This is a genomic window from Thermodesulfobacteriota bacterium (assembly GCA_035325995.1).
GTDB lineage: Bacteria > Desulfobacterota_D > UBA1144 > Nemesobacterales > UBA2774 > JADLGH01.
Map to the genome: position 1 here is coordinate 1 of DAOKYU010000021.1, position 12,709 is coordinate 12,709.

Below are 12,709 nucleotides of genomic sequence, written 5' to 3' on the forward strand. Positions count from 1 at the left end.
GTTCCTGCCTCTCCGGCTACGGCTTCACCTACGCCGCGACAAGCGCAGGAATGACGGAAGCGGGTGATTCCTCGCTCGTTCGGAGGCCACGGGTATCGGAAGCGCGGCGAGTGGTAGAGGTAATACGCCGATACTTCGAATGTCTGTGAAGACCGTCCACCGGCGCGGCGTGCCGTAGTATGCCGGATTGTGTTTCAACTTCGGGAGAGCGGGTGTATAATCGGGTAAGCAGCCAAGATCATCTTGAAGGAGGTTTGCACGATGGGAAAGGGTATTTGCGCATTGATTCTCGCGGGCGCTTTTATGCTCGGCGCGTGCGCGGCGCAGAACGCTCAGCAGGATGACGGGTTCGACGTGAGCATCTGCAACAACATCCCTGTCGGGATAGAGGCGTACGAGGCGATGAATCCGGACAGCACGCAGGACAAGATAAGCTGCGCCGATCTCGAAAGGTGTACGGACATAATGGGCTGGGACGCCCCGCCGGACGTGCCGTGCACGGGGCCTTGAGCCCGGGGGCGGAGACTCTCTTCGGGGAGGGGTAAAGCGAGGTCCGGGATTCAATTGATCGGACGTGCGAGCCTCGCCCGCCGGTATCCCGCGCTCGGGGTGCGGGGGAAGAGATTGCCGCGGGTGCTTCGCGCCCTCGCAATGACGGATAAGTAATGCGGCGGGATACATGCTGTCGGGAAATTCATAAGGAGGGTTTTATGGGAGCGAGGTACGTTTTGGTTTTGATGGCGCTGGGGGCGTTTACGCTGGCGGGGGTTGTCGCCGGCACCGGCAGGGCAGGGGCTCGGGGCGCGGACTGCGAGGCGCTGATGACTGCTCTCGGCGAGGCGGAGAAGGGGGTCAAGGAGGCGTGGAAGGCGCAGAGCAAGGCGCTCAAGGAGTGGGAGAAATATTACGAAGAACTTCACGCCAACACATACGCCGGGACCGAGGAGCCGCTCGCGGATACCGTGGCTAAGTGTCAGGCCGGAGGCGGGGATTTTTGCGAGAGGGCGCTCGACGATTACAACAAGATAGCGCCCAAGGAAGAGGCGGCGAAGAAGGCCCTCGACGGGGCGAGGGCGAACACGCACCAGGCGCAGGCGGCTCTCGAAAAAGCGAGGGATGCCGTGACTGCGGGGAATTGCCGGTAGGCGCAGGGTGTGATTTTGGCGTGGCATATTCCGAGGCTATAACCACCCGGAGCGCGGCTGGTGATATTGGCAGTGACGCCGCCACTTCGAAAGCTGGTAGAGGTTGCGGGGTTGGAGGCTTTGCGGGGGACGTTCCGAGTTAGCTGGTAAATGAGGAGTAATATCTCTCTACTTTTGACTGACCAAAAGTAGCACACACGAAGTGTGATTTACGACGAAGTACCTTCATGGATTTTTGCAACTGAAGTGCGAAAGGTGGTAATAGAAATGCGCCGCTACTTCGATTGCGTGCGGCTGCGAGCCGCCGGGCCGGGGACACGTAGTGTCTTTTTCGGCATAGCGCGATAGTTGCCAAGACCACCGGAAGCGCGTCGGGTGGTCCTAGCCGAGCGCTGCCACTTCGAATTCCAGCGGGCGTGGCCCGCTGGCCCAGAGTGGTATTGCTGCGCCGCGTCCGGCTACGCATGGCTTCGCCGGACAGGCAGGATGACGGATTAAAAGAAGATTGCCGCGGTTGCGGAAGGCGCTCCCTCGCAATGACAAAAATGCTTGATGGATTGCTGGCGGTAGTGGATTCCCTACCCGGCTTCGCCTGCAGGCTTCGCCGCGGCAAGTAAAGACATTCGGGAATGACAACTTCATATCCTGCGCCAGTGGTTGCGGAATCGGGCGGGCGCTGTTAAGATGTGGGCATGCCTGTGAGCAACGATAGTCCCTCCGGCACGAATTTATTCAGAATAATTCCTCTATATATAGTGATCTTCATCGGGTTTCTCGGTTACAGCCTGATGATCACGATCCTTACGCCGATGATCCTCGACGACAACGGGGAGATACTGGCGTCGCTGCCGTTCAAGGTGGACAGGACCATAGTGCTGGGCGTCGTGCTCGCGCTGTATCCGCTGGGGCAGTTTTTCGGCTCGCCCGTCATGGGTGCGCTATCGGACAGGTTCGGGCGGAGGCCCGTTCTGCTGGCGTCATTGGCCGTAACGACGGCGTGCTACGCGGCGTTCGCGTATTCGATCGAGCTTAAGAGCCTTCCGCTTCTGATGCTGGTGTCGATCGTAACGGGGCTCGCCGAGGCGAATATCGTCATCGCGCAGAGCTCGGTCGCGGACGTGAGCACGGCGGCGTCGCGGAGCAGGCTGTTCGGGTACGTGTACCTGAGCGCGAGCAGCGCGTATGTCGTGGGGCCGCTGCTCGGAGGGAAGCTGGCCGATTCGTCGATCGAGCCGTGGTTCAGTTACGCGACGCCGTACTGGGCCGTGTTCTTCCTCCTGGCGGCGACGCTCGCATTCACGTTCGTGGTATTCAGGGAGACGCATCCGCTCGAGTCGCGGAGGGCCGTGAGCTACACAGAAGCTTTTACGGGGCTTCTCAGGGTTTTCGATCCGGGGAGGACACGGATTATTTTCTTCGTGAATTTCCTCGTGTATTTCGCTGTGTTTGGATTTTTCCGTTCGTACCCGATGTATCTCGTCGACGAATTCAAGATGAACGTCGAGCAGGTGTCGGACTTTATCGCGTGGGTGGCCGTGCCTATAGTGCTCGCAAATTTGTGGATCACGGGTTTTCTCGCGAAGAGGTACGAGCCGCGCGTGATAGCGAATTATTCCATCGCGCTGTTCGCGGTGTTCATGATCGCCGTGGTGGCGCCGTCGGAAGAGAACGCGCTGTGGGTGACGCTGTTCCTGGCGGGGATCGCGCTGGCCGTCGCGCTGCCGGCGTGCGCGGCGATGCTTTCGATCATGGTGAGCGAGCGGGAGCAGGGCCGCGTTCTCGGGAGTAACCAGTCGCTCCAGGTAGGCGCCGAGGCGCTTTCGGGGTTTGCTGCGGGGTTCCTCGCAGCCGTGTTCTTCAAGCTGCCGCTTATCGCGCTCGCGGGAGTAGCGACTGTTGCCGCCGGGGTGCTGGCGCTCAGCGGCAGGACGGGGAGAGAAAGGGAAAAGACTCCGGGAGACGAGACGGATTCCGAACTGGCGATAGATTGAAAGACATTCCTGGAAGCCGGCTCCGGCTTCGTTATATCGCCGGCTTCTCGTGCTGATACAGGTTGTTCCTTAACCGGGCTTTTCTCCACTCGCGGAGTGATGAAAATGCACTGTCTTTTGCGTTCCTCTTAACATGATTTTCCCATAAATTAAATATGTAAGAGTCGCGGAATTTTTGATATATACTTAGCGAAATATTGGGTTGGTTCACCCGTTTTGCTTTCGCAGTCAAATCCATCAGGAGGTGATGATATGTTCAGATTGGGCGGTTTTTGCTTGATATTAGCCGTGGCGGTGGTGATGTCGGCCGCGGCTTTCGCGCAGGGTAGCTCGGACGAATCGTTCGGCGGCGCCGACTTTCTGTTCGTGCAGACGGCGACCGGAGTGACATTCGCGGACGGCAAGATGACGCTGACGGGGCTTTCGCCGTCGATGATTTTCTTCTCCGACAGGCCGGAGAGGATGGCGGGGCACGTGCCCGTGACGCAGTTCCTGAAAATGTGGGACGAGGGGAAGGACAGCTTCAAGAACGATCCGCCGAACGCCGCCGTTTCGATCCTGGGAGAAAAGGAAGGCGGCACGGACGTGATCGTCGAGATCTCGAACCCGTCGCTGGGCGAGAAGGGGGATTTGACCTATGACGTGAGAGTCCTCGACGGTACGCTGCCGGAAAAGGGCGGGCTTACGTCAGTGGTTATAGACTGGTGGGTAGGACCGGCCGGCGCGGTTTGCTGGAGGAATTATTACACCGGGTTCAGGCATTGCCGTTTCCCGGGGCCGTATTACTACGGGCCGTATCCGCGCCCGTATTGGGCTTATTGATTCGGGTTTGAATTAGTAGACAGATTTTAGATTACGCCGGCGGGCCTCTGCTTTCGGGCGGGGGCTTTGCCGGTTTTTTTATTAGGGTGGGCAGAATGACGGATTAAAAAGAGGGATTGCCACGGGTGTTTCGCACCCTCGTAATGGCAAACAAATACTTGACTGATTGCCGGTGGAAATAGATTCCCGATTAAGACTTGATACTAAAGTAGATTGGTTGCGAGCAGTGCTGGATAAACATCTGCGTAAGAAGGTAAAGGCGTCCGATTCCTCGCTCGCTCGGAATCGTTGGGAATGACACACACGTACGTGTGATTCTCGACGTAGCGAATTCACGGATTCTAGGTGTCTGAAGCGCGGCGGGTGGGAATCGCATGGGACCGCTGCTTCGATTGTTTGCGGACGCTGTCCGCCTGTTTTTTCCGATTGGCTGATATATAATTCTGCTGACAGAAAATATCGAGCCTTAAATAGAGGTGTCCTCATGGGATTTATCGCGAATGTGCGCCGTGGTATCGAGAGCCCGAAAGAGGACATTGCGGCGGGCCCTCGCGGGCTCGGGTTTCTGGACGCGTTTTCGATCGGCATCGGCGGCATCGTGGGCGGCGGCATATTCGCCACTCTCGGGCTGGCCACGGTCGAGTCGAGAGGCGCGACATTTATATCCTTCCTGATCAGCGGCGTGGTCGCGCTGCTGACGGCTTATTCCTACGTAAAGCTTTCGGTCGCTTTCCCGAGCAAGGGCGGGACGGTGACGTTCATAAACAAGGCGTTCGGGCCGGGGATATTTTCGGGCAGCTTGAACACGCTGCTCGTGATGAGCTACGTCGTGCTGCTGGCCGTGTATGCGTATGCGTTCGCGAATTACGCGGCGGCCACATTTTTCGCGAAGGAGGATTTCGACTTCTGGCACAGGGTGCTTTTGACGGGCGTGATGGTCGTGCTCGCGCTCGTGAATTTTGCGGGGCCGTCGCTCGTGGAGAAGTCGGAGGGGTTCTTCAATTTCAGCAAGCTCCTTATTCTGCTGGTGTTCGTCGTCGTGGGGCTGGCGGCCACGGGGCTTACGTTCGACAGGCTCGGGCCTTCGGACTGGGTGCCCGTGCCGAGGATGGTCGCGGCGGGGATGCTCGTTTTTTTGAGTTACGAGGGGTTCGAGCTGATCGCGAACGTGTCGGACCAGGTTAAGAACAGGGAGCGGAATCTGCCGCTGGCGTATTACGGATCGGTCGCGACGGCGATGGTTTTTTACACCCTGATAATAATCGTGGTGCTCGGGCACATGACGTTCGGGGGCGTGGAAGGGGCGAAGGGGTACACGCTTTCGGCGGCGGCCGAGATATTCATGGGCAGGTTCGGGTTCGTGCTGCTGGCGATAGGGGCGATACTGGCGACGGCGTCGGCAATCAACGCCGGGCTTTTCGGTGCGTCGAAGCTGCCGCTGATGCTGGCGAAGGCGCACGAGGCGCAGGGGTTTTACGAGACGGAGGTGAGGGGGAGGTATCCCGTCGGGCTGTTCGTCATCACGGCGCTCGTGCTGCTCATCGCAAATTTCGTGAACCTGCATTCGCTTTCGGCGGCGACGAGCACGGGATTCATACTGGTATTCCTGATGGTGAACGCGGCGGGGGCGTGTCTCGCGGCCGCGACCGGCGCGAAGAAGTGGGTGTGTATGACCGGGGCGGTGGTGTGTGCGGTCGCGCTCTTGATTCTGTTCGTGGAGACGGCGAGGGACCCGGAGAACAGAAGGGATTTGTGGTTTATCGGCGGGCTGATGGCGCTGCCGGTCGTGTACCAGGCGGCGTACAGGCTGGGGGCGAGGAGGTGATCGGGGGCTTCGATAAAAACGCTTGATTGATTGCTGGAGGAAGTGGATTCCCGACCCGTCTTCGCTTCGGACCTCGCCAAGGCTTCCACCTTCGCTGAAGCTACGGTGGACAAGTCGGTCGATAAAAGGCTTCGCCGGACAAAGTCGGCAGACAGGCAGGATGCCGGATTAGAAGAAGATTGCCGCGGTCGCGCGGGGCGCTCGCTCGCAATGACGCGCTGAAGGTGACCCCTGCATTGATCCTCCCCCCGGGAGGGGAGGAAGATCGGGGATTATAAATGCGGCACGCTGCGCGGGGCGATGGTATCGCTGCTGCGCCGGGTTCGCGTGTGCCCGCAGCGCCGCTTTTATTGTATCGGCATCCCTGTTAGAATAATCGGACATCCGCAAGGGTGGGGAGAGCACATGATACTCGTTACCGGCGCTACGGGCAGGACCGGACGTAGGGTCGCGCGGCGTCTTTCGAAGTGGGGCTACACGTTCACCGCGATGGTGAGAGACCCCGAGAAGGCCGCCGGTTTGAAATCCAAGTCTATCGATCTCGTCCAGGGCGATTTCGGGAAGACCGACAGCCTGAAGAGTGCGCTCGAAGGCGTGGAGCACGCGTTTATGCTCTCGCCGGACTGCGGAAACCAGTTCGAGCTCGAAAAGAACTTCATCGACGCCGCGCGGGAAGCGGGCGTCAAATACCTCGTTAAATATTCGGTAATCGGGGCGAGCCCGGATTCACCGAGCAGGCTTTTGCGCTGGCACGGCGAGGCCGAGGAGTATTTGCGTGCGTCGGGTCTTAGGCATACGATAGTGAGGCCGAGCGTGTTCATGCAGAATTTTTCGACGCACTACGCGCAGTCGATAAGGGAGAACAGGGAGATAAGGCTGCCGTTCGGCGAGGCCGGGTGCGCGTGGGTGGACGTAAGGGATGCGGCGCGGCTGATAGCGAAGCTCCTTACGGAGAACGGGAACAGCGACGGCGTGTTGACCGTGACGGGGCCGGAGGCGTTGACGGGGAACGACGTGGCGGAGATATTTTCGGACAAGCTCGGGAAGAAGATCGAGTACGTCGACGTGAAGCCGAAGGAGTTCAGGAAGGACCTGGTTTCGTACGGGATGCCGGAGCAGGTGGCCGAAGCCGTGTCGGAATTGTATAAGCTCATCGGGGAAGGGCTTTGCGATTTCGTGACGGATACGTTTTACGAGGTGACGGAGAAGCAGTCGCGGACGTTCGAGGAGTTCGTGGACGATAACCTGTCTGTGTTCTTGAAGAAGAAAAAGAAGAAGCACGCATAAAGTTGTTTTCGATCTGTTCCCTTCCGAAATATTATAAGCGTCTGAAGCGCGATTTGTGGTTATGGCAGTAACGCTGTTCATGAGATTGCCGCGGTCGCGGAAGGCGCTCCCTCGCAATGACTGGAAAACTCTTTGAGTATTGAGTCGGCCTCGATGTTTATACACTTCACTTTCTAAGGCCAAGTAATGCGAGCGTGGTGTGGCCTGCTCAGGAAGTGATGCGTGGGCCGAAGTCGCTTTGCCAGTACTGATACGTTTCCACATCCATCATCGTGAGCTTGCCCCACGAGCCGGCGCCCGTGTCGATGTTCCAGAGGTTGGCGCGGCGGACGGGTTTTCCGTCCGGGTATTCGTTGATGGTTTTCGTGTGGCCGATGAAGACGTCCTTGTAGGGGAAGTTTGTGCAGCGGAGGGCGTGAACCACGGCGTGGACGGCATAGGTGGCGCGGTCTGTATAGTAGACCGCCGGGTCGGGCTGGCGGTTTACGGGGAAGCGCCAATCGATGCCGGCGTGAACGAAGAGGCGGTTCTCCTCGTCGACGTGGTAGAGCGTGGCGGCGCTGCCGACGAAAGCGGCGTGGATTTTCATGCGTTTCCTGTCGGACTTGGTTTTGCCGCCGTCGTAGGAGAGTTTGATGGCGGCAAGGTCTTCCTGGCGCCAGGGGCCGAGGCGTTTGCCATTGCCCCATTCGCCGCGAAGCCACGAGAGCGCGAGGGCGTCGTGGTTCCCGAGGCACCAGACGAGGTTCTTGACGCGGATGAGCTCTTCGACGCAGCCGGCGGAGTAGGGGTGGTTGTTGAAGACGTCGCCGATGGCGATGAGGCGGTCCCTGGCGGGGTCGAACTTCGCACGTGAGAAGACTTGCCGGAGGGCAGGGAGGTTGCCGTGAATGTCGCCGATGACCAGAGTCCGCATCACTGCTAGTATTATCTATACTGAATGGATTTCAAGACGGGGGACGGGGAATATTGCGCGGGGCGGGAAGGGGTGTCATGATAAGCGTGCGGCGCGTATGAAACCGGCGCGCGGCACGGGAGTTTATAATGACTGAAGACTGGAACAAGGAGGAATTGCCATGAAGACCGATTTTTATACGAAGGCAGTTTTGACCGTGATCGCGGTTGCGCTGTGGGGGATTTTGCTCGCGCCGTTTTTCGAGACGAAGGAGGTGGGGGCGTCGAGCGGGGTGATGGACGTGAACATAAAGCAGATCGATGGGCGGCGCGTGAAGAGTGTGCTCGATGTGAACATTGCAGAAGTGAGCGGGAGGAAGTTTTTTGAAGGGGTGCCGGTGGATGTGAAGAAATAGGGTGAATTGCCCCCTTTTCTTAAGGGGAGTAGAAAGAAAAAGGCTAAAGATCAAGGTTCTCTACTTTTGCCTGACCACACACGTGGTGTGATTTTCGACGAATCACATTCAGAGGCATATGCATCGGAAGCGCGTTTGGAGGTTATAGCGGAAGGTGGCTACTTCGATTGCGTGCGGCTGCGAGCCGCCGGGCCGGGGACACGTAGTGTCATTTTCGACGTAGCAACGAAGTTGCTAAAGTCACTTGAAGCGCGTCAGGTGGTAATAGCAAGACTGCTGCTACTTCGGAATCCTGCACGCGAGGCGTGCAAAATCATCGTTCCTTCGCTAAATCCTCCAAATACTATACCCCCACCCTGACCCTCCCCCTGGGAGGGGGAGGGAAGAGTAAGGCAGGTCGGATTTTTAACGCTCATGCACTCGATGTCTTCGACGTGGCAAGGCTGGTGATTAATTGGAACAGACGACCGGGCGTTGCTATGAATTTCCAAGTCGGCTACGTCGAATTCCGGCACGCGAGCACACGTATGTGTGTTTCTCGGCATAGCAACGAAGTTGCTAAAGTCACTTAAAGCGCGTCCGAAGAAAATTACAACGACCTTGCTACTTCGAATTCCTGCGCACGTGGCCCGCCGGCCCGGGAATGTATTGCTGCGTTGGGGGCAGCTCGCAATTTTATGTTTACGGAGTGAACAGGGGTTTTGTTGGGAGAGAGGCGGCGGTATTATTAGCGGATACAGATTGACAGGAGCGACTGGATGCCGGGATTTCACCGAGTGCCCGAGAACGGGCGCGGGCAGGACGAGATAACCGAGATTTTTCGGAAGCATTGGGACGTGTACAGGAAGATACTGGAGCACGACCACATGTCGCACAGGGCGGCGTACGAGAAGCTGTGCGAGATTCTGAACGAGGAGGGTAAGCCGTTTTCGTTTGCGGACCTTGCGTGCGGGGACGCGTATTCGTCGTCGCGCTGCCTGGAAAGCACGGGCGTCGCCGACTACACGGGGATAGACCTTTCGGAGTGGGCGCTCGGACTTGCGGAGAAGGAGCTCGAAAAGGTGCGTGCGAAGAAGCGGCTCGTGCTCGGGGATTTTGAGGAGTTCGGGAAGTACGTCGATGCGCCGCCGGACGTCGTGTGGGTCGGATTGTCGGTGCATCATTTGCCGACGGAGGAGAAGGGACGGTTTATGAAGACCGTCCGGAAGGAGGTTGCGCCCGGGGGGATGTTTTTGATTTATGAGCCGACGCTGGAGAAGGGGGAGAGGGTGGAAAAATACATCGACAGGTTCAGGGATGTCGTGTCGCGGACGTGGACGGAGCTTACGCCGGAGGAGCTCGAAATCGTATACGAACATGTGGCGAAGTCGGACCTGCCGGAATTGCCGGAGGACTGGATCGGGCTCGCGCGGGGGGCAGGGTTCGAGTCGGGGGAGGTAGTATATACGGACCCGTTGGGGCTTTATAGTGTGTTCAGGTTCGGGATGTGAAAAGTGGGAGAGGAGAAAAGTCTAAATCCCCGTAATGGATGAAAGACAAAAGATTAAATCCCCCTTGTTCCCCCTTTTTCTAAGGGGGATAAAAAACTAAAGGCAAAACTATTTCTACTTCTGCTTGACCACACACATACGTGTGGTTTTCGACGTAGCACGTTCTGAGACTTAAGCATTGGGAGTGCGGCAGATGATAGCAATAATGGCGATTCTGCTTCGATTTCCAGCGGGCGTGGCCCGCCTTTGACAAGGGCGGGTAATAGCGGAATATTAATCGCATGGGATTTCGCCCCGAGGAGGTGCTGGCGATTGGTTTTCCGCTTCTGACGGGGGCGGTTTTGGCCGCATTTTTCCCTATAAAGCTGAGGAACTATTTCGCCGAGGGAGAGGTCAAGACGCTGGGGCATGGGCTCACTCCCTATACGTTCAAGCCGATCCATTACCTTTATATATTCGCTCTGTACATGGCGTGCGCGCTGTTTCTGACTGCTGTTCAGGCGTATTTGCTATGGGTCCTGACGGACAACCCTGCCGATTATTTTTCACTCAGGTTTACCGATTACGTTATCTATCCCCTGTTGCCGTCGGCCATAATGGCGGTGCTGCTCATGCTGTTCGTGTTCTCGCTGATTTTCGTGCGGAGGGGGGAGGACGACGTCCGTAAATTCCTGCTGAGGAATTACGAGGGATGGCGTCTCTACAAGGATATCCCGAGGTACAGGGCCGTTGCCCTTGCGGCTGGTATCCTCTGCGCGGGGGTGAACTTCTGGGTATATAATATATATACCAGTGTGACGACGGAGGGAATAGTGTACAGCCAGCCGTTCGGCCTGAAAGCGGAGACGGTGCCGTTCGGAGATATATGGTACATAGAGCTGATGGAGGATACGCGGACGGACGAGTCGGGGAAGGAAGAGGATTTTATTACGTGGCGGGTGAGGATGAAGAGCTGGAGGTATATACGGACGGAGAAGTTTTTCCTTTACGGAGCCGATTCGATTATGCAGATCGACGAGATGCTCCGGGCGGTGGACAGGGCGAGCGGCGGGAAGGTGCCGGTTATCGTGACGTACAACAATAGGGCGGGGGCGATCGTGGATATATCGCTCGAAGATATGATGAAGGGGGTGAACGGGAAATGAAAAAGTTTGTCGGTGCGCTTGTGATGATGCTGGCCGTGGGCGTGGGGGCGTATGCGGCGGACATGGAGTATATAAAGTATGTGAATATGGGGTATGGGTATTCGTTCCGGTATCCGAAGGCGGGGTTCGTTTCGCAGGGGGAGCTTGCGGACGCGAGCGGGATGACGCTTTTGTCGGAGGCGAAGGACGCGACGGTGAGCGTCAGGGCGGAGAAGAATGTGGACGGGACGACGCTCGAATACGAGTATAAGGATTTGCAGAGCCCGGACGACAAGCTGCAGCTGATTTATCCGGGGAGCCAGTATTTCGAGATCAAGGGTGTGCGCAACGGGGAGGTTTATTTCATCAAGAAGATTCTGAAGGGCGGCGTGTTTTACACGCTGGAGATGGAGTATCCCGAGGCGAAGAAGGGGGAGTATGGGGAAGTGATGAACGGGATTGCGGAGTCGTTCGAGGTAGGGCCGGGGAGGTGAGGGGGAGGACTATGAATATCGATAAAAATCTCTCTGCAGTGTTTATAAAGCAACTTGAAGAGATACTACACGATTACCAGCAGATAGTAGATTCAGATTACCCTGTAGAAGGAGTTCTAGAACTCACAACAAGATCAAGAGCAGCTATTGAACGTATTGTGCCTCAAAGCTCTCCGTATTTTAAACAGTCTGAAGATATGCTAAAGACTCAACATCATGTTCTTGCACTTCAGGCTATTATTGGTGTTGTAAGATCATTACGCCATGATATATCAAAAGGTTATTTGCAAAACTTTACCGAGCTAATTCATGGCGTATTGTTTGTGGATTTCCTTGAGATGTCTCATCATTTGCTGAAAGAAGGATACAAAGACGCAGCTGCAGTGATAGCAGGAAGTTCATTAGAAGCTCACTTGCGGCAATTATGTGTAAGAAACGGTATTGATACAGAATATGAAAGAGAGGGTGACGTACGCCCCAAAAAAGCTGATGCCCTGAATGCTGAGTTAGGAAAAGCAAAAATATATTCTATATTGGATCAAAAAAGTGTTACTGCATGGTTAGACTTAAGAAATGATGCGGCTCACGGACACTATGATAAATATGTAATAGAACAAGTATCATTAATGATATCAGGAATCAGAGATTTTATATTAAGAAATCCGGCTTGATTTTATTTAGATCCTGAAACAAGTTCAGGATGACTACTGGCATACTATCAATTTGCTTAGCCTTCCACAGTATTTAATCCGCTAATTTCTTTCCAGCTAAAATTCGGGTCTTGTGAGGTTCCAGAGTTTGGGATAGTTTATAAATCAAGGGATATACTTTATATAAATGCTAGAAGGGATATTGTTTATGGGTATATGCTTGAGGGATATGGAGGGGGGAGGAAGGAAAAGATGGCAAAGGATTAAGGTAACCCCCATCCTAGCCTTCCCCCTGGTAGGGGGAAGGAAGTGGGAGGAAAAGAGAGATTTCTCCTGTTTAGATTTGAGGTATTTCCGAGCAGTACCAGATATGCTTTCTTGCAATTGATCTGGGGCGTCCGATTCCTCGCTCGCTCGAAATCGTTGGTCGGAATGACAGGATTAAAGGAATAAGACGAGATTCCGAATCAAGTTCGGAATGACGACAAAAAACAATAATGACAGATTGAAAGGCGGGATTGCCGCGGTCGCGTAAGGCGCACCCTCGCAATTGTAGATGTTAAGTAATTCG

Annotated in this window: 12 protein-coding genes; 11 read left to right on the forward strand and 1 reads right to left on the reverse strand. The window is 55.9% G+C overall.

Going from position 1 to position 12,709, the window contains the following annotated elements:
• The first annotated feature begins 261 nt into the window (after window positions 1–261).
• The 6 genes from PKC29_14835 (at window position 262) to PKC29_14860 (ending at window position 7,070) form a co-directional block, all read left to right on the forward strand.
• Window positions 262–510 carry a hypothetical protein gene (locus tag PKC29_14835; protein ID HML96696.1) on the forward strand — a complete coding sequence of 83 codons (249 nt, stop codon included), beginning with the start codon at window positions 262–264 and terminating at the stop codon, window positions 508–510.
• Window positions 511–710: 200 nt separating this feature from the next.
• Window positions 711–1,145 carry a hypothetical protein gene (locus PKC29_14840; protein HML96697.1) on the forward strand — a complete coding sequence of 145 codons (435 nt, stop codon included), beginning with the start codon at window positions 711–713 and terminating at the stop codon, window positions 1,143–1,145.
• 698 nt (window positions 1,146–1,843) lie between these two features.
• Entirely contained in the window at window positions 1,844–3,136 is a 1,293-nt protein-coding gene (locus PKC29_14845) for an MFS transporter (GenBank protein HML96698.1), read from the forward strand.
• A gap of 276 nt (window positions 3,137–3,412) precedes the next feature.
• Window positions 3,413–3,958, forward strand: coding sequence for a hypothetical protein (locus PKC29_14850; GenBank protein ID HML96699.1), 546 nt, complete (start codon window positions 3,413–3,415; stop codon window positions 3,956–3,958).
• A 484-nt stretch (window positions 3,959–4,442) separates the two neighbouring features.
• Window positions 4,443–5,783, forward strand: a complete 1,341-nt coding sequence (locus PKC29_14855) for an APC family permease (GenBank protein HML96700.1) — start codon at window positions 4,443–4,445, stop codon at window positions 5,781–5,783.
• A 405-nt stretch (window positions 5,784–6,188) separates the two neighbouring features.
• Window positions 6,189–7,070 carry an SDR family oxidoreductase gene (locus tag PKC29_14860; GenBank protein ID HML96701.1) on the forward strand — a complete coding sequence of 294 codons (882 nt, stop codon included), beginning with the start codon at window positions 6,189–6,191 and terminating at the stop codon, window positions 7,068–7,070.
• Window positions 7,071–7,278: 208 nt separating this feature from the next.
• Here the strand turns inward: PKC29_14860 and PKC29_14865 are convergent, their stop codons facing one another.
• On the reverse strand, window positions 7,279–7,986 hold the full coding sequence (locus PKC29_14865) for a metallophosphoesterase (protein HML96702.1): 708 nt from the start codon (window positions 7,984–7,986) through the stop codon (window positions 7,279–7,281).
• Between the two features lie 160 nt (window positions 7,987–8,146).
• Here PKC29_14865 and PKC29_14870 point away from each other — a divergent pair, with 160 nt between their 5' ends.
• From PKC29_14870 to PKC29_14890, 5 genes are all read left to right on the forward strand, one after another.
• Window positions 8,147–8,380 (forward strand): hypothetical protein, encoded by a 234-nt coding sequence (locus tag PKC29_14870; GenBank protein ID HML96703.1) that lies wholly within the window; start codon window positions 8,147–8,149, stop codon window positions 8,378–8,380.
• Window positions 8,381–9,138: 758 nt separating this feature from the next.
• On the forward strand, window positions 9,139–9,870 hold the full coding sequence (locus tag PKC29_14875) for a class I SAM-dependent methyltransferase (GenBank protein ID HML96704.1): 732 nt from the start codon (window positions 9,139–9,141) through the stop codon (window positions 9,868–9,870).
• A 281-nt stretch (window positions 9,871–10,151) separates the two neighbouring features.
• On the forward strand, window positions 10,152–11,015 hold the full coding sequence (locus tag PKC29_14880; protein HML96705.1) for a hypothetical protein: 864 nt from the start codon (window positions 10,152–10,154) through the stop codon (window positions 11,013–11,015).
• Window positions 11,012–11,488, forward strand: a complete 477-nt coding sequence (locus PKC29_14885) for a hypothetical protein (protein ID HML96706.1) — start codon at window positions 11,012–11,014, stop codon at window positions 11,486–11,488. Before PKC29_14880 ends, PKC29_14885 begins: the two co-directional genes overlap by 4 nt.
• Before the next feature lie 11 nt (window positions 11,489–11,499).
• Entirely contained in the window at window positions 11,500–12,159 is a 660-nt protein-coding gene (locus PKC29_14890; protein ID HML96707.1) for a hypothetical protein, read from the forward strand.
• Window positions 12,160–12,709: the final 550 nt, after the last annotated feature.